The sequence below is a fragment of the Streptomyces sp. NPDC059957 genome (assembly GCF_042730015.1).
GTDB lineage: Bacteria > Actinomycetota > Actinomycetes > Streptomycetales > Streptomycetaceae > Streptomyces.
Map to the genome: position 1 here is coordinate 261,539 of NZ_JBHWMB010000002.1, position 19,188 is coordinate 280,726.

Below are 19,188 nucleotides of genomic sequence, written 5' to 3' on the forward strand. Positions count from 1 at the left end.
GGTTCACCCGTACCGGCGCGGAGTCCAGGTCACCCGCGACCCGTCGGGCCGCTCCGTGACCTGGGTCTGCGAGGAGCCGATCAGCAGGATCGTCCGCATGTCCACCTCGGACGGCTCCAGTTCGGCCAGCGTGACGATGCGGACCGACTGCTCCGGCCCGCCCACGTCGCGCGCCACGACCACCGGGGTCTGCGGTGCGCGCAGCTCCAGGAGCAGTTCGCGAGCCTGGGCCACCTGCCAGTTCCGGCTGCGCGAGCCCGGGTTGTACAGGGCCAGTACGAGATCGGCCGCGGCGGCCGCGCGCAGTCGCTCCGCGATGACCTCCCAGGGCTTGAGCCGGTCCGAGAGGGAGATGGTGGCGTAGTCGTGGCCGAGCGGGGCTCCGGCCGCGGCGGCCGCCGCGTTGGCGGCCGTCACCCCGGGCAGTACCCGTACGGGCACGTCCGCGTACTCGGGCTGCCCGGCGACCTCCAGGACGGCGGTGGCCATGGCGAAGACCCCGGGGTCGCCGCCGGAGACCACGGCCACCCGCTTGCCGCGCCGGGCGAGGTCGAGGGCGAACTCGGCGCGCTCCGACTCGACCTTGTTGTCCGAACCGTGCCGGATCTGGCCCGGCTTGACCGGGACCCGGTCCAGGTACGTCGTGTACCCGACCAGCACCTCGGCGTCGGCCAGCACCCGCCGCGTCTCGGCGGTGAGCCACAGCGGTCCGGCCGGGCCGGTGCCGACGACGGCGACCTCTCCGGGGCCGGACGGCACGCTGCCGGGGTTCCCGATCCGGCTGGGGACGACGGCGACGGCGAAGTAGGGGACGGAGTCGGGGTCGGTGTCCGCCAGGACGCCGGTCCGCTCGCCCGCCATCGTCGCGCGCTCCACGTAGCGCGCCTCGGCGAGCCGGCCGCTGTTCTCCATGGCCCGCCGGATGGCGGGGAAGGTGCGGCCGAGCTTCATCACGACCGCCGAGTCGGTGGCGGCGAGCCGGGCCGTGAGCTCCTCCTCGGAAAGGGTGCCGGGCAGGATCGTCAGCACCTCCTCGCCCTCCACGAGCGGGGTGCCGAGCCGGGCGGCGGCGGCGCTCACCGAGGTCACCCCGGGGATCACCTCGGTCTCGTACCGGTCGGAGAGCCGCTTGTGCATGTGCATGTACGAGCTGTAGAAGAGCGGGTCGCCCTCCGCGAGCACGGCGACGGTGCGGCCGGCGTCCAGGTGGACGGCGAGCCGGGCGGCGGAGGCCTCGTAGAACTCCTCCATCGCGCCCTGGTAGCCGCCGGGGTGGTCCGTGGTCTCGGTGGTGACCGGGTAGACCAGCGGCTCCTCGATGTGGTCGTCACGCAGGTGCTTCGCGGCGATGGAGCGGGCGATCGAGCGGCCGTGGCGGGCCGAGTGGTACGCGACCACGTCGGCCTGCGCGATCACCTCGACGGCGCGCAGCGTCATCAGCGAGGGGTCTCCGGGCCCGAGTCCCACTCCGTAAAGGCGTCCGGTGCTCATTCGGCCACGCTCGCGATGGCGTTGACGGCCGCCGCGGCCATGGCGCTGCCGCCGCGCCGGCCCCGGACGATCAAGTGGTCGAGCGCGGAGGGGTGTTCGGCGAGGGCATCCTTGGACTCGGCGGCGCCGATGAATCCGACGGGTACCCCGATGACCGCGGCGGGGCGCGGGGCGCCCTCCTCGATCATCTCCAGCAGCCGGAAAAGCGCGGTCGGCGCGTTCCCGACGGCGATCACCGAACCCTCCAACAGGCCCCGGTCCCGCCAGACTTCGAGGGCGGCGGCGCTGCGCGTCGTGCCCATCTTCGCAGCGAGCTCCGGCACGGCCGGGTCGGAGAGGGTGCAGATCACCTGGTTGTCGGCGGGCAGCCGCTTGCGGGTGACCCCGCTGGCGACCATCTGCACGTCGCACAGGATCGGCGCACCGGCCTCCAGGGCGGCGCGCGCCCGCAGGACGACCTCGGGCGAGTAGCCCAGGTCCCGGGTCAGGTCGGTCATCCCGCAGGCGTGAATCATGCGCACCGCGACCTGGGCGACCGAGGCGGGCAGCCCGGAAAGGTCCGCCTCGGCGCGGATCGTGGCAAAGGACTGGCGGTAGATCTCGGCGCCGTCCTTCTCGTACTCGAACACGGTGTACTCGCTCATTTCTTCACTGCGTCTTCGGACACTCGGGGTTGGCTGCGCGCGTGGGCGACGGCCTGGGCAAGTTCACTGGACGGCACCGGGCGCCCGTCGAGCCGGTACCCGTCGGGGGTGGCGACGAGATCGATCCAGGCGGCGCCGCGCGGATGCCCGCACCGGCGCTCGCACCCGGACCAGTGCACGGGCGCGCCGGCCGGCCCGGCCGGAGCCCCACCGGCCGCGTCTACGACGGCCCGCGCGTCGGCGCGTACGTCGGACAGCGCTTTGGCGCAACCCGGCTGCCCGGTACAGGCGGTGACGGACTCCCAGGGGCCGTCGGGCGCGACGGACAGGCCTGCGGCCACGAGCTGCGCGTAGCCGTCAACGGGCCGCCGGGTGCTCGCGCGGGGCAGGACGATGCTCCGCCACGGGGTGATCCGCAGCTCGCCGTCGTCCTCTCCCGCGGCTGCGACGCTCACCAGCGCGCGCCACTGGCCGGCGGTGAGCCGGCCGAGCGGGGGCAGGACGCACAGCGGCGTCCGGTCACCGGGGCCACCGGGCCCCCAGGGCTTGGGCGGTGGCGCGTACGGCCAGACCACCTCGGGAACGCGGACCGCGGCGATGCCGGCCGCCCCGAGCCGCAGCGCGAACTCCCCGGCGTCCAGGGCGTGTACGGCGGGCAGTTCGGACACCCGCCAGGCGCGGGTGCCGGCGGCGTCCGCGGAGTCGAGGAAGTACTCGGCCGCGAGCAGCGCCGCCCGGGGCGCCTCGGGGGCGTCCACCTCCACGGCGTCCCCGGCCGCGCCGAGCCGGACCAGTGCCCGGCCCTTCGGCCGGCCGAGCACGGTGACATCGGGGTCGAGCGCGGCGACGTCCCCGCGCCCGTCGTCGATGGCGAACAGGAACCGTCCGGACAGGGCCGCCGCGCGGGCGCTCGCGCACAGCAGCCGGTCCAACTCCCCGACCCAGGGGGTCACATGGGGCAGCCCGGGGCTCAGGATCCCCGACAGCGGGGTCGCCACGATGTTCCGTATCCGCTCGTGGCCGGGGGCGGGCAGCAGCCCGGCTCCGTCCAGCAGCTCCGCCAGCCCCGCGCCGCAGCCTTCGGCGAGCCCGCGCAGCTGCACGTTCCCGCGCGAGGTGAGTTCCAGGTGCCCGTCCCCGAACCGGTCGGCGGCGAACGCCAGCACCGAGGCCTGCCGGCCGGTCAGCAGACCACCCGGGATCCGGACCCGCGCCAGGTACCCGTCGTCGGCGGCATGCAGGCGCAGCGCGCCGGGGCAGGCGTCGCCGCGATCCCGTATGACGGGTTCGTCCCGCGCTGTGGCGGAGGGGGGCGTGGGCATGGCGGCGAGCATACCCACGATTCTGCGCCCACTCCCTGTGTCGATCACCACCCCGAACCGGCCACCCCGAACCAACCCGACGGGCATCCACCCCCACCGGCGTTCGACGCCCGGCCCCGCCCAATCCAGCCCCGCCGGCGTTTGAGGCGCGGGGCCCGGGGCAGAGCCCCGGGAGCGGCGCCGCACCCGACCACACCCCGGCCGCACCCCCCGCCCCCGGCCACAGCCCCGGACCCGGCCCAAGACCCCCGCACACCCGCCCCCTAAGATGAGTCCAAGGCGGCCAACAGGCCCGCCATCGCCGAGGACGGCGACATGGGAGGAAGCCCGGTGCGAATCCGGCGCGGTCCCGCCACTGTGAATCCGCGCGGCAGCGAGCCGCACCGGATGAGTCAGGAACTCCCGCCGTCCTCACTGCCCGGGGCGCGGAAACCCCGAGGAAGGCCTGCCGCCGCATGATCCTGCTGCTGTCGACGTCCGACACCGATCTGCTCAGCGCCCGCGCAGCGACCGCCGGGGACGCTCCCGTCCCGTACCGGTTCGCGAACCCCTCCCGCCTTCCCCTCGACGACCTTCCCGGTCTCCTGGACGGCGTCACCCTGGTCGTCGTCCGCCTCCTCGGCGGCCTGCGCGCCTGGCAGGACGGCCTCGACCTGCTCCTGGCCCCCGGCCAGACCCGCCCGGTGGTCGTGCTGACCGGCGAACAGGCCCCGGACGCCCAGCTGATGGAGGCCTCGACCGTCCCGATCGGCATCGCCGCCGAGGCGCACGGCTACCTCGCCCACGGCGGCCCGGCCAACCTGGAGCAGCTCGCCCGCTTCCTCTCCGACACCGTGCTCCTCACCGGCCACGGTTTCGAGCCCCCGGCGGCCTCCCCCACGTGGGGCCCGCTGGAGCGCACCCCGCAGCGCACCGAGGGCCCCCGGGTCGCGGTGCTCTACTACCGCGCGCACCAGATGAGCGGCAACACCGCCTTCGTGCACACCCTCTCCGAGGCGATCGAGGCCCACGGCGCCCAGGCGCTCCCCCTCTACGTCTCCTCCCTCCGCTCCCCGGAGCCGGAGCTGATCGCGCAGCTCGCGTCCGCCGACGCGATCGTCACCACGGTCCTCGCGGCCGGCGGCACCAAGCCCGCCACCGCCTCGGCCGGCGGTGACGACGAGTCCTGGGACGCCGGCGCCCTGGCCGCCCTCGGCGTGCCGATCCTGCAGGCCCTGTGCCTGACGGGCTCCCGGGCCGCCTGGGAGGAGAACGACGAGGGCCTGTCCCCCCTCGACGCCGCCACCCAGGTCGCCGTACCGGAGTTCGACGGCCGCCTGATCACCGTCCCGTTCTCCTTCAAGGAGCTGGACGAGGACGGCCTGCCCGCCTACGTCGCCGACCCCGAGCGGGCCGCCCGCGTGGCCGGCATCGCCGTGCGCCACGCGCGCCTGCGCCACATCGACCGCCGCGACAAGAAGATCGCCCTGGTCCTCTCCGCGTACCCCACCAAGCACTCCCGCATCGGCAACGCGGTCGGCCTGGACACCCCGGCCAGTGCCGTGGAGCTGCTGCGCACGCTCATCGCGGGCGGCTACGACTTCGGCCCCGTCGAGGACGTCCCGGGCCTGGTCTCCGGCGACGGCGACGAGCTGATCCGCGCCCTGATCGAGGCCGGCGGCCACGACCAGGACTGGCTCACCGAGGAGCAGCTCGCCCGCAACCCGGTCCGCATCCCGGCGGCCGACTACAAGCGCTGGTTCGCCGAGCTCCCGGCCGATCTGCGCGAGAGCGTCGAGCGGCACTGGGGCGAGGCCCCGGGCAACATGTTCGTGGACCGCTCGGCCAATCCCGAGGGCGACATCGTGCTGGCCGCCCTGCGGCGCGCCAACCTCCTCATCCTCATCCAGCCGCCGCGCGGCTTCGGCGAGAACCCGATCGCGATCTACCACGACCCGGACCTGCCGCCCTCGCACCACTACCTGGCCGCGTACCGCTGGATCCAGGCGCGCGCCGAGGACGGCGGTTTCGGCGCCGACGCGATGATCCACCTGGGCAAGCACGGCAACCTGGAGTGGCTGCCGGGCAAGAACGCCGGCCTGTCGGCGTCCTGCGCGCCCGACGCCGCGCTCGGCGACCTGCCCCTCATCTACCCGTTCCTGGTCAACGACCCGGGCGAGGGCACCCAGGCCAAGCGCCGGGTGCACGCCACCCTGGTCGACCACCTGGTGCCGCCGATGGCGCGCGCGGAGTCGTACGGCGACATCGCGCGCCTGGAGCAGCACCTCGACGAGTACGCCCAGATCTCCGCGATGGACCCGGCGAAGCTGCCGGCCATCCGCGCGCAGATCTGGACCCTGATCCAGGCCGCGAAGCTGGACCACGACCTGGGCCTGGAGCAGCGCCCCGACGACGACGGCTTCGACGACTTCCTCCTGCACGTCGACGGCTGGCTGTGCGAGATCAAGGACGCCCAGATCCGCGACGGCCTGCACGTCCTGGGCGGCGCCCCGACCGGTGACGCCCGCGTCAACCTGGTCCTCGCCATCCTGCGCGCCCGCCAGATCTGGGGCGGTACGACGGCCCTGCCCGGTCTGCGCGAAGCGCTCGGCCTCGACGAGTCCGCGGCCACCCGCACCACCGCCGACGAGGCGGAGGAGACGGCCCGCGCGCTGGTCCAGGCGATGGAGGACGCGAACTGGGCGCCGGAGGCGGTGACTTCCGTGGCCGCCGGACACTCGGCGGACGTGGCGGCCGTACTGGACTTCGCGGCCCGCGAGGTCGTCCCGCGCCTGGCCGGCACCACCGACGAGATCACCCACGTGGTCAGCGCCCTGGACGGCGCGTTCGTCCCGGCGGGCCCCTCCGGCTCCCCGCTGCGCGGTCTGGTCAACGTGCTGCCGACCGGCCGCAACTTCTACTCGGTGGACCCGAAGGCCGTCCCCTCGCGCCTCGCGTGGGAGACCGGTCAGGCCCTGGCCGATTCCCTCCTGACCCGCTACCGCACGGACAACGGCGAATGGCCCGCCTCCGTCGGCCTGTCCCTGTGGGGCACGAGCGCTATGCGCACCTCGGGCGACGACGTGGCCGAGGCCATGGCGCTGCTCGGTGTCCGCCCGGTCTGGGACGAGGCCTCGCGCCGCGTCACCGGCCTGGAGCCGATCCCGCTCGCGGAGCTCGGCCGTCCGCGCATCGACGTGACCCTGCGCATCTCGGGCTTCTTCCGCGACGCGTTCCCGCACGTCATCGGCCTGCTGGACGACGCGGTACGGCTGGCCGCCTCGCTGGAGGAGCCCGCGGAGGACAACTTCGTACGGGCCCACGCGCAGGCCGACCTGGCCGTGCACGGGGACGAGCGGCGGGCCACCACCCGCATCTTCGGCTCGCGCCCGGGCACGTACGGCGCGGGCATCCTGCAGCTGATCGACTCCCGCGACTGGCGCACCGACGCCGACCTCGCGGAGGTCTACACGGTGTGGGGCGGGTACGCGTACGGCCGGGGCCTGGAAGGGCGCGCGGCGCGCGAGGAGATGGAGACCGCCTACAAGCGGATCACGGTCGCGGCGAAGAACACCGACACCCGTGAGCACGACATCGCCGACTCCGACGACTACTTCCAGTACCACGGCGGCATGGTGGCCACCGTCCGCGCCCTGCGCGGCACGGCCCCCGAGGCGTACATCGGCGACTCGACCCGGCCCGAGACGGTCAAGACGCGCACGCTGGTCGAGGAGACCTCCCGGGTCTTCCGTGCCCGCGTCGTGAACCCGAAGTGGATCGAGGCGATGCGCCGCCACGGGTACAAGGGGGCCTTCGAGCTCGCCGCCACCGTCGACTACCTCTTCGGCTACGACGCCACGACCGGCGTGGTGGCCGACTGGATGTACGACAAGCTGACCGAGACGTACGTCCTGGACCCGGAGAACCGCGCCTTCCTGGAGGAGGCCAACCCCTGGGCCCTGCACGGGATCGCGGAGCGGCTGCTGGAGGCCGAGTCCCGCGGCATGTGGGAGAAGCCGGACCCGCAGGTCCTGGAGGCGCTGCGCCAGGTGTACCTGGACACGGAGGGCAACCTCGAAGGCGAAAGCGACTAACCGGGCACCGGCTGGATCAGACTGAGCCGCATGTGCCATTACTGCGGCTGCCGCGAGATCCCCCTGATCAAGGAGTTCATCGCCGAGCACGAGGCGGTGACGAACGCGGCGGGCGACGCCCTGCGCGCCCTCGACGCGGGGGACCCCGGCCGGGCCCGTGCCCTCGTGACGCAGATGACGGCCGTCCTGCTCGCCCACTGGAAGGGCGAGGAGGACGGCTTGTTCAGCGTCATGGAGCAGGACCCGGAGTACGCCCCGTACATCGCGGCGCTGGTCGCGGAACACCGCGAACTGGCGGCGTTCCTCGCCGGCGCCGACCTGTCGGACCCCGCAGACACGGAGGCGCTGCGCCGGGCGGTGGAGGAGCTCCACCACCACATCGCGAAGGAGGAGGACGGCCTCTTCCCCGCCTCCCTCACCGCCCTGACGGGCGACGACTGGGACCTGTCCATCAAGGCCTGGCGCGCGGCCCACCCCGACGGGGACCTGAGGCCCGCCGGGTAGCGGCCGGTGCGCCCCCGGCGGTCCCGCTACTTCGTGGTCTGGTTCAGCGCCACCAGGGCCTGGGCCCAGCGCGCGTACTTCAGCCGGCCGAAGTCGGCGACGGTCTTCACGCCGAAGGCCTCCAGCAGCAGCTCGCCGTCCTTGTCGGTGACGCCCTTGAGCGCGGCCACCGGCGCCGCGAGCACCTCCGCGAGCGGCTTGTCGGCCCACGCCTTGTCCAGCACCTTGTCGAGGTCGATCGCCATGAGTCTCTCTCCCGGAACTCGAAAGTATGAACTGATGGGGTAAAACTAGAACAATCGGACAAGCGTGCCGGGGTGCGACACCAGCGCCTTGGCCGCGCCGGGCATCCTTCCGGCGAAGGGGCGGGCATCCTTCCGACCAAGAGGCGGGCATCCTTCCGGCCAAGGGGCGGGCGGCCGCCCTCCCCCTTACCGATTCCACGTATAATCCGCCCCGTTCACCCTGTACTTCGCGTCGGATATCGGAATCGAAAGGCTGTGACCAAGAAATGAATTCACTGCGGGCGCTTCTCGACGGCGGGATTCCGCTGGTGGCCGTCAGCTTCGACGACAGCGAGACCGAGCCGCGCGCGCACGCCGCGAAGAGCGCCGGCGTCGACGTGGCCGAACTGCGCGTCGACCGGTACGCGGCGACCGACACGGCCCATGTCCTGGCGCAGGTGGACGCGTTCAAGACACTGCCGGTACTGGCCACCATCCGGTCCGCCCACGAGGGCGGCGACTGGAAGGGCACCGAGGCGCAGCGCCTCGAACTGTTCCGCGCGCTCGCCCCCCAGGTCCAGGCCGTGGACATCGAGCTCTCCTCCGGGGAAATCCTGTCCGAGGTGATCGAGGCCGCCCACCGGCACGACACGGTGGCCCTCGTCTCCTATCACAATTTCGAATTCACCCCGGCCACCGAGGAACTCCAGACCGTCATCGACGACGCGAAGAGCGCCGGCGCCGACGTGGTCAAGGTGTCCACCATGGTCCGGTCCGAAGACGACGTGCGACGGCTGGCCTCGCTGCTGCTGCGCGCCGGAGCCGAGGACACCCGGCTGATCGTCATCGCCATGGGCGAGGCCGGAGCGGTCTCGCGCGTCTTCTTCCCCGCCCTCGGGTCGCGGATCACGTACTCCTTCTTCGGCGCCAGCTCCGCCCCGGGCCAGCTCGACTTCCCCGAGACCTTCGGCCTGCTGCGCAAGTTCTACCCGGCGTTCGACGAGCGGAAGTCCGCCGGGTCCTGAGCCCCCGCGCCGGGGAGGGCCACCCCTCTCCGGCGCGCACCACGGCAGCCTCTCTACCGGTCTCCAGTCCCATCCGTCACAGAACTACGCGCACGTCACCTGATGAAGTGAACTCCCCCTTATCCCACCGGCAACACGGGTAGTGCCCTGCTGATCTCGTGAGGTACCAACGAGACAGTCAGATGAAAGGCCCACCCTGCCGTGACGCAGCCGTTTCAACTGCCGGATTTCTATGTGCCTTATCCGGCGCGACTGAACCCCCACCTGGAGGACGCCAGGGTCCACACCAAGAAGTGGGCCCGCGACTTCGGGATGCTGGAAGGTTCCGGCGTCTGGGAGGAGAGCGACCTCGACTCGCACGACTACGCCCTGCTCTGCTCGTACACCCACCCCGACTGCGACAGCGAGGCCCTGTCCCTGGTCACCGACTGGTACGTGTGGGTGTTCTTCTTCGACGACCACTTCCTGGAGATGTACAAGCGCTCCCAGGACCGCGCGGGCGCCAAGGCCTACCTCGACCGGCTCGGCGCCTTCATGCCGATGGACCTGTCCGACGGTTTTCCCGAGGCCACCAACCCCGTCGAGGCCGGGCTCGCCGATCTGTGGGCCCGTACCGTCCCGGCCATGTCGATGGACTGGCGGGAACGGTTCTCCCTGTCCACCAAGAACCTCCTCGACGAGTCGATGTGGGAGCTCGCCAACATCAACATCGGGCGGGTCTCCAACCCCCTCGAGTACATCGAGATGCGCCGCAAGGTCGGCGGCGCCCCCTGGTCGGCCGGCCTCATCGAGTACGTCTCCGCGGAGGTTCCGGCCCGCGTCGCGCACTCCCGCCCCCTCGGCGTGCTGCGCGACGCCTTCTCCGACGCCGTGCACATCAGGAACGACATCTTCTCCTACCAGCGCGAGGTCTCCGAGGAGGGCGAACTCTCCAACGCCATCCTGGTGTTGGAGACATTCCTGGGCTGCACCACCCAGGAGGCGGCCGAGGCCTCCAATGACCTCCTCACCTCCCGGCTCCAGCAGTTCGAGCAGACCGCCCTCGCCGAACTCCCCCAGCTCTTCGCCGACCACGCCATGAACCCGGCGGAGATCGCCGCCGTCCTCGCCTACGCCAAGGGGCTCCAGGACTGGCAGTCCGGCGGCCACGAGTGGCACATGGTCTCCAGCCGCTACATGAACAAGGAGGCCCGGGCCACCGCGCCGCTCACCCTGCCGTTCATGCCCTCGGGCCTCGGCACCACCGCGCTCGACCTCCGCTCCATCCTCGCGCCCCGCGCCCTGGAGCTGCGCCGGCGCTCCTTCACCCACGTCCCGTTCGAGCCCACCGGCCCGTCGATCGTCCCCGACGTCTACATGCCGTTCCCGCTCACCCTCAGCCCCCACCACGCCCGTGCCCGCGAGGAATCCGTCGCCTGGGCCCGGGAGATGGGCCTGATCGATCCGCAGCCCGGCGACCCCGGCTCGGCGATCTGGAACGAGGAGAAGCTGCGCGGCTACGACTTCGCGCTCTGCTCCGCGGGCATCGACCCCGACGCCACCCCCGAGGCCCTGACCCTCAACGCCTGCTGGCTGACCTGGGGCACCTACGGGGACGACTACTACCCGGTGGTCTTCGCCCAGTCCAAGAACTTCTCCGCCGCCAAGGCCACCACCGCGCGGCTCGTCGACATGATCCCGGTGGACCACGCGGAGCAGCCGGTGGGGCTGACCGCGATGGAACGGTCCATCGGCGACCTGTGGGTGCGCACCAGCAAGGACATGACCCCCGCGGTCCGGGCCGAGTTCCGGGCCACCCTCGTGAACATGCTGCAGAGCTGGCTGTGGGAGATGGAGAACCAGATCCAGAACCGCATCCCCGACCCGGTGGACTACGCGGAGATGCGGCGGCACACCTTCGGTTCGCACCTCACGATGTACCTGTGCCGGCTGGGCCAGGCGGGCCGGGGCATCCCGGACGACATCTACGCCTCGGGCACCATCCGCTCCCTGGAGAACGCGGCCGCCGACTCCGCGTGCCTGATGAACGACATCTTCTCGTACCAGAAGGAGGTGGAGGTCGAGGGCGAGGTGCACAACTACGTGCTCGTCACCCGCAACTTCTTCGACATCGGCTACGAGGAGGCGCTGCACATCTGCCACTCGCTGATGACCCAGCGCACCGAGGAGTTCGAGCACATCGTGGCGAACCAACTGCCGCTGCTCTACGAGGACTGGAAGCTGGACGCGGGCGCCCGGGCCGGACTCGACGCGTATGTGGGCGAGTTGAAGGACTGGCTGGCCGGAATCCTGAACTGGCACGAGAAGACGGTCCGTTATCGCGAGGAGCACCTGCACCGCCTGGGCGACGGGATCTCCACCGGGGTCCTGAGCTCCGGCTTCGGCATGTCGGCGGCCCGGATCTCCCTGCCCGCCCGCTGAGAGCAGACCCGCCGAGGACCGCCGAGGACCATTGAGGACCGCAGATCCGGGGGTGGGCAGGGGGGACCCTGTCCGCCCCCGTCACGTTCACCCACCCCCGCTCGGCGGCCTCCCGGATGATCCCGCGACATAAGGCCCTCGTAAGGTGACCCGGGTGATCAAGAACAGACTCCTTACGGCCCTGCTCATCGGGACCCTCCTGATGGCGGGCGCTCCGTCCGCCTCTGCCGAGGACACGACGACGTACGTGACCACCGGCCCGGTCTTCAACAAGCCCAAGGGCACGACGGCCGAGCAAGGCGCGATCCTCAGCCAGCTCGGCCGCCTCGTCAACGGCGCCCAGAGCGGGTCGACCATCCGTATATCGCTGTACCTGTTCGGATCGAGCTGGCTCGCGGACCAGCTCGCGGCGGCGCACCGCAGGAACGTGAACGTGCAGGTCCTCGTCGACGACGACAGCATCACCGAAAGCTGGATGTCCGGCTCCGGTGCCACGGTGAGGGACAAGCTGACCACGGCCTTCGCGGCTACCCCGCCCGCGGGTGCGACGTACGGCACGTCCTGGTTCAAGGTGTGCGCCGCGAACCGGCCGTGCCTGGCCAAGGGCACGGGCGGCGTCAACCACAACAAGTTCTTCCTGTTCTCCCGGACCACCGGCAGCGGTCTTCCCGACAAGGGCAAGCCGGTCGACAACGTCGTGGTGCAGTCCTCGGGCAACCTCACCACGTGGGACCGCGAGTCCGCCTGGAACGACGCCATGACCGTCGCCGACAACGCGGACCTGCACGCCGGCTACACCCGCTACTTCGACCTGATGGCCGCTTCGCAGGCGCTGACGGACGGTTCGGGGCGGGTCGACAACCTGGCGATCGACGTGGAGGCGGGGCCGGCCAAGGGCTACTTCTTCCCGCGCAACGCGACGGACGTCGTCGAGAACATCCTGAGCATGGTCGAGACCCCCGTGACGAACCCCGACGGGACCACCGCCCCGGTCTGCCACGGGAACACCACCGGCCACGGCACTGCCGACGGCCGCACCGTGATCCGCATCGCCAACGGTCACATCTCCCGGCCGGTCGTGGCGCAGAAGCTCTGGAAGCTGGCCGACGCCGGCTGCTTCGTCGACGTCGTCCACGGCAAGCTCTCCGACTACGAAGCCGAGGGCGTGCACCGCGAGACGGCCTACTGGCTCACGAGGTCGACCGAGAAGGGCAAGATCTCCCTCCACCGACTGGCCAACGACGACCTGAAGAACCCGGCCGACCCCGCGGTCTCCGGAACCTTCAGCCACACCAAGTACCTGCTCATCGAGGGCTCGTACAAGGGCGCGAAGGACCAGAAGCTCGTCTTCACCGGCAGCCACACCTACACCGGCATGGCCCTGACCAGCAACGACGAAGCACTGCTGAAGTACAACAGCCCGACGGTGCACGACGCCTACGTGGCGAACTTCCGTGAGCAGCGTGCCGCCGCGGTGGCGGAAGCCCAGTACGGCGGAGTCCTTTAGGCGCCGGTCGGGGTATGCCGGGCGGCGGGTCTAGAACTCGTCCGCCGTGTGCGGCAGCAGCGCGGTGCGCAGCCCCGCGTCCAGGGCCGCCGCCGCGCCGGGGGTGTGCTCCACCACCAGCCCGGCCGCGGCCAGTTCCACGGCCCGGGTCCCGCCGAGGTAGCAGGCCGCGAGCTCCCGTACGTCCAGGGTCAGGTCCGCCTCCCGGCCCGCGGCAGGCCCGTACGCCGCCCCGTCCGGCCCGGCCTTCAGGAGGAACCGCCCCGCGTTCGCGGGCAGCCGTACGTCGGTCAGTTCCAGTACGAGTTCCAGGGGCGCGGCCCACGAACGGCCGGTCAGTGCCGCCGCCACGTCGACCAGCCGGAGCCAGAGCGCCGGGAACAGGGCGGTGACCCGAACCTGGTCCCGGTCGGCGGCGAAGTGCAGCAGCGGGTCGTCGGCCGGCCGGCCCCACGCGGTGACCCGGCCCGTGAGGTCGAGGGAGGCCACGCACTCCCACAGGGCGGCGGCTGCCTGCGGGGTGTCGGCCTCCAGTTCGTCGACCCGGACCAGTCCCGGGGTCCGCGCGCCCCCGGAGTCCTGCTCGGGCTTCGTGCGGTACAGGACGTAGCCCGCGATCGGCTCGCCCGGCTCCCCCAGGACGATGATCCGGGGCGGGCTGAGCTCCTCGTCCTCCTCGTCCTGCTCGGTGAGCCACTCCTCGGTCCAGCGCCGGTCGCTGCGGCCGGGCCGCCCGGCCCGGACGGCGCGGGCCGCCTCGTGGTACGGGCCGACGACGGCGACGGCATCCTCGGGGTCCGCGGTGGCGACCAGCCGCAGCGGCCGCCGGTCCGGCTCGATGCGCAGGGCCAGCGGCCGGGTGGAGTCGATCTCGATGGTGGCGCCCTGGGTGGCGCTGCCGTAGCCGAAGCGCCCGTAGATGGCGGCTTCGGATGCCCACAGGGCGGCGACGGGGCTGCCGGCCGCCCCCGCCCGGCGCAGCATCTCGCCCATCAGGGCGGTCAGTACGCCGCGCCGGCGGTGGGTGGGGGCGACGGAGACGAAGGTGAGCCCGGGGCAGGGCAGGTCCGCCCCGGGCACCGAGAGCCGGAACGCGTGCGCGGCCATGAAGCCGACGAGTGCGTCGCCGTCGTAGGCCCCAATCCGCGAGCAGTGGCGGAGCAGCTCGCGGTGCCGCTCGCGCCCCTCCTTCTCGGGACGGTCGTGGAAGACCAGGTACGCGAGCTCCAGAGCGCGGTCGATGTCGGCCTCGGGCACCTCGCGGATCTCCACCATGATCCGGAGACTAATCGGTCATGGCGGACCAGTCACTTCATAAGGGGCGGGATCCGGCCGGGGCCCGGCACGTTCCCGCCCCGGCAGGTTCCCGGTCAGCGCGCCGCGGGCCCCGTCCAGTCCGCCGGGACGTGTCCGAGGCGGACCCGCTGCGGGTGGTCGCCGACGGGTACGGACACCCGCTTGGTGCCGGTCGCGAAGTCGATGGCCGTGACCTGGTCGGCGCCGCTCTCGGAGATCACGCAGCCGGAGCCGTCGCCGTCGACGGTGGCCCAGTAGGGCTTGGCGGCGGGCACGAGCGGCCCTTGCTCCAGGGTGGCCCGGTCCACGACGGTCACGTAGTCGTCCATGGTCCCCGCGACGCACAGCTTGGCCCCGTCCGGGCTCATGGACATGCCGTGGTGCCGGGAGTCGTTGACCCAGGTGGTGCGGTCGGTGCTGGTGGCGGGGTTCTCGGGGAGGGTCTTGATCCGGGTGATCCGGTCGGCCGCCACGTCGTACTCGACGAAGCCGTTGAAGAACGACACCTGGAAGTAGAGCTTCGACTCGTCCGGGGCGAAGGACATGGGCCGGACCGCGTCGGACAGGTCGGAGCGGCCGAAGGCGTCCAGGCGGGCCCGCATGTCGATCACCCGGACCGGGCGGAGGGTCTGCGCGTCGGCGACCGTGATCCTGCGGTCGCCCTTCGTCCAGTCGAGCCAGGGCGCGTCGAGGGCGGAGGTCACGTCACCGATGGAGCTGTTCCACAGGTGGCGGCCGTCCCGGGTGAAGGTGTTCTCGTGCGGTTTGTCGCCGGTGGCGAAGGAGCCGGCCTGCCGGCCGCTCGCGATGTCGAGGACGTGCACGGTGTTGGCGGTGGAGGCCGAGACCGCCACGCGGGTGCCGTCCGGGGAGACCGCCATGTGGTCGGCCCGGTAACCGGCTACGGGAAAGCGCCAGTTGATCCGGCCGGTGCGGACGTCGATGGAGACGACGTCGGCGAAGCTGGGGCGGGAGGCGACGACGGCGGAGCCGTCGGGGGTGGTGTACATGTCGTCCACGAACTGGTCGTGGCCCTCGCCCGCGGTGGCCCGGACGCCCAGGAAGTAGGCGAGCTTGATCGGGTTGAGGTAGATCTCCCGGAGCCGCTCCTCCTTGTCCGGGATCATGTTGATCCGGCCCACCTTGGCCAGGTTCCCGGTGGAGGCGAGGACGTCGGCGGTGCCCTCCCAGTTGTTGCCCACGAACAAGACCTCGCGCGGCCCCGGGCCGGCGGACCCTGCGTCCGCGGGCAACCCGGCGCCCGCCGCGGGCGCGGGACCCGTCGCGAGGGCGGCCAGGGCCAGCGCGGCCACGGCCGCCAGGGCCGGCAGGGCGCGTCGGTTACTCGATCGGCTGGCGAACATCCGGTCAACTCCGTTACGGGCAGACGCTGTTACCGGCCGGTAAGATAAGCGGAACAGCGAAAGGGCGCAACCCCCAACGGGGCTGCGCCCTTTCCACACCGTGTTACAGCCCGTCACCTCTTCAAGCGACGGAACCGATCCTGCTGATCACCGTGTTCGCGACGTCCGGGTGAATCGGGATGTGCGCGCCGGTCAGGGCCACTCCGGTGCCGCCGCGCCGGTTGGCGACGATCTCGGCGGCGATGGACAGCGCGGTCTCCTCCGGGGAGCGGGCCCCGAGGTCCAGGCCGATCGGGGAGCGCAGCCGGGCCAGTTCGAGCTCGGTCACACCGACCTCGCGGAGCCGCTTGTTGCGGTCCTCGTGGGTGCGGCGGGAGCCCATGGCGCCGACGTAGGCGACGGGAAGTTTGAGGGCCAGTTCGAGGAGCGGGACATCGAACTTGGCGTCGTGCGTGAGGACGCACAGGACCGTCCGGGCGTCGACCGTACCGGCGGAGGACTGCTCCTCCAGGTAGCGGTGCGGCCAGTCGACCACGATCTCGTCCGCTTCGGGGAAACGCTTCTTCGTGGCGAACACGGGCCGGGCGTCGCACAGCGTCACCCGGTAGCCGAGGAACTTGCCGATCCGCACCAGGGCGGAGGCGAAGTCGATGGCCCCGAAGACGATCATCCGGGGCGGCGGGACACTGGACTCGACGAGCACCTTGAGCGGCTCTCCGCAGAGGCGGCCGTCGGCGCCGATCTCCAGCACGCCGGTCTTGCCGGCCTCGAGCATGGCCCGCGCCTCGTCGGCGATGGCGCGGTCCAGCTCGGGGTGACCACCGAACCCGCCCTCGTGGGAGCCTTCGCCCCTGACGAGTACGGCGCGGCCCATGAGCTCGGCCGGGCCCTCGGCGATCCGGGCGACCGCCGCCGCCTCCCCGCGGGCGGCGGCGGCCAGCGAGGCCGCGAACACCTCCCGTGCGGGAGAGCCCACGTGGACCGGGGTCACGAGGATGTCGATGATTCCGCCGCAGGTCAGACCGACGGCGAAGGCATCGTCATCGCTGTACCCGAAACGCTCCTGGACGGTCTCGCCGTCCTCGAGCGCCTGCTGGCACAGCTCGTACACCGCACCCTCCACGCATCCACCGGAGACCGAACCGATGGCCGTGCCGTCACTGTCGACGGCGAGGGCCGCTCCGGGCTGCCTGGGTGCGCTCCCGCCGACCGCCACGACCGTGGCGACGGCGAAATCGCGTCCCTGCTCGACCCACCGGTTCAATTCTTCGGCGATATCCAGCATGGGGGCCTCCTCGGAGGGGTTCAGATTCCAGTATCGGATACGTGGAGGGTGCGGCTTTCGGTACGGATCGGATCAGTCGGCTCAGCCGACGCCGAGCCAGCCCTCGATCGGGTGCAGCGCGAAGAAGACCAGGAAGATTCCGGTCAGCGCCCACATGAAGGCACCGATCTCGCGGGCCTTGCCCTGCGCCAGCTTGATGGCGACGTAGGAGATGACACCCGCGGCGACACCGGCGGTGATCGAGTACGTGAAGGGCATGACCACGACGGTCAGGAAGACCGGGATGGCGGTCGAGCTGTCGGCCCAGTCCACGTGGCGGGCGTTCTGCATCATCATCGCGCCGATGACCACCAGGGCCGCGGAAGCGACCTCACCCGGGACGATCTGGGTGATCGGGGTGAAGAAGAGGCAGGCGGCGAAGAAGAGGCCGGTGACGACGGAGGCGAGACCTGTGCGGGCACCCTCACCGACGCCGGTGGCGGACTCGACGAACACGGTCTGGCCGGAGCCACCCGCGACGCCACCGATGGCGCCACCGGCACCGTCGATGAACAGGGCCTTGGACAGGCCCGGCATGCGGCCCTTGTCGTCGGCGAGCTTGGCCTCGGTGCCGACGCCGATGATGGTGGCCATCGCGTCGAAGAAGCCGGCCAGGACCAGGGTGAAGACGATCATGCCGACCGTCATGTAGCCGACGTCGCCCCAGCCGCCGAAGGAGACGTCACCGAAGAGCGAGAAGTCCGGAGCGGAGACCGCGGAGCCGGTGAGCTCCGGCGGGCCGTTCTTCCAGGCCTTCGGGTCGATGTCCACGATGGCGTTGAGGATCGCGGCGAGCACGGTGCCGCCGACGATGCCGATCAGGATCGCGCCGGGCACCTTGCGGGCCTGGAGCATGAAGATGGCGACCAGGGTGACGGCGAAGAGCAGCACGGGCCAGCCGGAGAGCTCACCGGTCGCACCGAGCTGGACGGGGGGCATGAACTCCCCGCCGTTGCCGACGAAGCCCGCCTTCACGAAGCCGATCAGGGCGACGAAGAGGCCGATGCCCATGGTGATGGCGTGCTTGAGCGCGAGGGGTATCGCGTTCATGATCATCTCTCGGAGGCCGGTGACGACCAGGAGACAGATCACGACGCCGTAGACCACGCACATGCCCATGGCCTGCGGCCAGGTCATCTGGGGGGCCACCTGCGAGGCCAGCACGCCGGACACGGAGAGACCGGCGGCGAGTGCGAGCGGGACCTTGCCGACGAAGCCCATGAGGAGCGTCGTGACGGCTGCGGCGAACGCCGTGGCGGTGATGATCGCCGAGGCGGCCATCGTGGTGCCGTCGACGTCCTTGCCCGAAAGGAGCAGGGGGTTCAGCAGGAGGATGTAGGCCATGGCCATGAAGGTCGTGATACCGCCACGAACCTCGTTGCCGACCTTGGATCCGCGCTTGCTGATGTGAAAGTACCGGTCGAGCCAAGACTGGCCGGCGGGGGTCGGAGAGCCGTCTCCGGCCTCCTCCGCACTGGTCTTGGGCTCCACAGAGGACTGGGTCATGGTGCCTAACTCCCAAGGTTCAAAGGGGCACCCGCATAAAGATTGGAGACACGGGATTTGGGAAAACGCGTTTGGCTGCACGACCCGGGGTGACGGCCCGAGGCGACGCAAAAGGTGCACTGCGTGTACTGCGGGTACTGCGTGGGTTCTGCGGTACGGCTGGTACTGCTGGTGACACCGGGGGTAGGTGGTGTGACCGGGGGTGATATCGGGGTACTTCCGGTGAAAACCTGACCGCGAGCGGTGCGGTACTGATGACTCCGGACTTCGTGCTCCGGGCGGTGCGGCTGGAAGTGTGACGTTCCCGTGTCACACCGCCCGGAAATCTGGGGGGTCCGGGGGGGGCCCTGCCCCCCCGCCCACCCCCCCCCCGCACTCCCGTGGAGCAGTCCCCGACCACCCGCCTCTCTTTTTTCTCCCCCCCCACCCTCCCCCCCACCCCCCCCCCCGCCTTCCCCCCACCTCTCTCCCCCCCCCCCCCCCACCC

Annotated in this window: 13 protein-coding genes and 1 riboswitch; of the genes, 5 read left to right on the top strand and 8 right to left on the bottom strand. The window is 71.5% G+C overall.

Annotation, left to right across the window (positions count from 1 at the left end):
- Positions 1–3: 3 nt before the first annotated feature.
- The 3 genes from ACFWBW_RS02660 to cobG are packed head-to-tail and all read right to left on the bottom strand — an operon-like array spanning position 4 to position 3,457.
- The gene (locus ACFWBW_RS02660) at positions 4–1,491 is read right to left on the bottom strand and encodes a precorrin-2 C(20)-methyltransferase (protein WP_385367668.1); all 1,488 of its coding nucleotides are present in this window, start codon (positions 1,489–1,491) and stop codon (positions 4–6) included.
- Entirely contained in the window at positions 1,488–2,135 is a 648-nt protein-coding gene (locus tag ACFWBW_RS02665; RefSeq protein ID WP_243338785.1) for a precorrin-8X methylmutase, read from the bottom strand. Before ACFWBW_RS02665 ends, ACFWBW_RS02660 begins: the two co-directional genes overlap by 4 nt.
- Positions 2,132–3,457 carry a precorrin-3B synthase gene (cobG, locus tag ACFWBW_RS02670; protein WP_385367669.1) on the bottom strand — a complete coding sequence of 442 codons (1,326 nt, stop codon included), beginning with the start codon at positions 3,455–3,457 and terminating at the stop codon, positions 2,132–2,134. The genes ACFWBW_RS02665 and cobG overlap by 4 nt, the downstream gene beginning before the upstream one ends.
- Before the next feature lie 319 nt (positions 3,458–3,776).
- Positions 3,777–3,859, top strand: a riboswitch (cobalamin riboswitch).
- Between the two features lie 53 nt (positions 3,860–3,912).
- Here cobG and cobN point away from each other — a divergent pair.
- Together cobN and ACFWBW_RS02680 are read left to right on the top strand one after the other, a co-directional pair.
- Positions 3,913–7,530: a cobaltochelatase subunit CobN gene (gene cobN, locus ACFWBW_RS02675; protein ID WP_385367670.1), complete on the top strand. Its 3,618-nt coding sequence runs from the start codon at positions 3,913–3,915 to the stop codon at positions 7,528–7,530.
- 30 nt (positions 7,531–7,560) lie between these two features.
- The gene (locus ACFWBW_RS02680; RefSeq protein ID WP_385367671.1) at positions 7,561–8,034 is read left to right on the top strand and encodes a hemerythrin domain-containing protein; all 474 of its coding nucleotides are present in this window, start codon (positions 7,561–7,563) and stop codon (positions 8,032–8,034) included.
- A gap of 26 nt (positions 8,035–8,060) precedes the next feature.
- On the opposite strand, the gene ACFWBW_RS02685 is transcribed toward ACFWBW_RS02680, so the two are convergent.
- Entirely contained in the window at positions 8,061–8,279 is a 219-nt protein-coding gene (locus tag ACFWBW_RS02685) for a hypothetical protein (RefSeq protein WP_385367672.1), read from the bottom strand.
- 266 nt (positions 8,280–8,545) lie between these two features.
- Between ACFWBW_RS02685 and aroD the strand changes: the two genes are divergently transcribed.
- The 3 genes from aroD (at position 8,546) to ACFWBW_RS02700 (ending at position 13,211) form a co-directional block, all read left to right on the top strand.
- Positions 8,546–9,283: a type I 3-dehydroquinate dehydratase gene (gene aroD / locus ACFWBW_RS02690; protein WP_385367673.1), complete on the top strand. Its 738-nt coding sequence runs from the start codon at positions 8,546–8,548 to the stop codon at positions 9,281–9,283.
- 201 nt (positions 9,284–9,484) lie between these two features.
- Positions 9,485–11,704 (top strand): germacradienol/geosmin synthase, encoded by a 2,220-nt coding sequence (locus ACFWBW_RS02695; protein ID WP_385367674.1) that lies wholly within the window; start codon positions 9,485–9,487, stop codon positions 11,702–11,704.
- Positions 11,705–11,858: 154 nt separating this feature from the next.
- On the top strand, positions 11,859–13,211 hold the full coding sequence (locus tag ACFWBW_RS02700; RefSeq protein WP_385367675.1) for a phospholipase D-like domain-containing protein: 1,353 nt from the start codon (positions 11,859–11,861) through the stop codon (positions 13,209–13,211).
- A 30-nt stretch (positions 13,212–13,241) separates the two neighbouring features.
- Here the strand turns inward: ACFWBW_RS02700 and ACFWBW_RS02705 are convergent, their stop codons facing one another.
- The 4 genes from ACFWBW_RS02705 to ACFWBW_RS02720 form a co-directional block, all read right to left on the bottom strand.
- Positions 13,242–14,486: a GNAT family N-acetyltransferase gene (locus ACFWBW_RS02705; RefSeq protein ID WP_385367676.1), complete on the bottom strand. Its 1,245-nt coding sequence runs from the start codon at positions 14,484–14,486 to the stop codon at positions 13,242–13,244.
- A 95-nt stretch (positions 14,487–14,581) separates the two neighbouring features.
- Positions 14,582–15,871: a YncE family protein gene (locus ACFWBW_RS02710; protein WP_385367677.1), complete on the bottom strand. Its 1,290-nt coding sequence runs from the start codon at positions 15,869–15,871 to the stop codon at positions 14,582–14,584.
- A gap of 121 nt (positions 15,872–15,992) precedes the next feature.
- Positions 15,993–17,156 carry an XdhC family protein gene (locus tag ACFWBW_RS02715; protein ID WP_385367678.1) on the bottom strand — a complete coding sequence of 388 codons (1,164 nt, stop codon included), beginning with the start codon at positions 17,154–17,156 and terminating at the stop codon, positions 15,993–15,995.
- An 81-nt stretch (positions 17,157–17,237) separates the two neighbouring features.
- Positions 17,238–18,701: an NCS2 family permease gene (locus ACFWBW_RS02720; protein WP_385367679.1), complete on the bottom strand. Its 1,464-nt coding sequence runs from the start codon at positions 18,699–18,701 to the stop codon at positions 17,238–17,240.
- Between the last annotated feature and the right edge of the window lie 487 nt (positions 18,702–19,188).

Bases quoted from the DNA above. Each gene is read 5' to 3' on its own strand.
- ACFWBW_RS02705 (WP_385367676.1), bottom strand. From the start codon at position 14,486: ATGGTGGAGATCCGCGAGGTGCCCGAGGCCGACATCGACCGCGCTCTG.
- ACFWBW_RS02665 (WP_243338785.1), bottom strand. From the start codon at position 2,135: ATGAGCGAGTACACCGTGTTCGAGTACGAGAAGGACGGCGCCGAGATC.
- cobN (WP_385367670.1), top strand. From the start codon at position 3,913: ATGATCCTGCTGCTGTCGACGTCCGACACCGATCTGCTCAGCGCCCGC.
- aroD (WP_385367673.1), top strand. From the start codon at position 8,546: ATGAATTCACTGCGGGCGCTTCTCGACGGCGGGATTCCGCTGGTGGCC.
- ACFWBW_RS02720 (WP_385367679.1), bottom strand. From the start codon at position 18,701: ATGACCCAGTCCTCTGTGGAGCCCAAGACCAGTGCGGAGGAGGCCGGA.
- ACFWBW_RS02710 (WP_385367677.1), bottom strand. From the start codon at position 15,871: ATGTTCGCCAGCCGATCGAGTAACCGACGCGCCCTGCCGGCCCTGGCG.
- ACFWBW_RS02660 (WP_385367668.1), bottom strand. From the start codon at position 1,491: ATGAGCACCGGACGCCTTTACGGAGTGGGACTCGGGCCCGGAGACCCC.
- ACFWBW_RS02715 (WP_385367678.1), bottom strand. From the start codon at position 17,156: ATGCTGGATATCGCCGAAGAATTGAACCGGTGGGTCGAGCAGGGACGC.
- ACFWBW_RS02680 (WP_385367671.1), top strand. From the start codon at position 7,561: ATGTGCCATTACTGCGGCTGCCGCGAGATCCCCCTGATCAAGGAGTTC.
- ACFWBW_RS02685 (WP_385367672.1), bottom strand. From the start codon at position 8,279: ATGGCGATCGACCTCGACAAGGTGCTGGACAAGGCGTGGGCCGACAAG.
- cobG (WP_385367669.1), bottom strand. From the start codon at position 3,457: ATGCCCACGCCCCCCTCCGCCACAGCGCGGGACGAACCCGTCATACGG.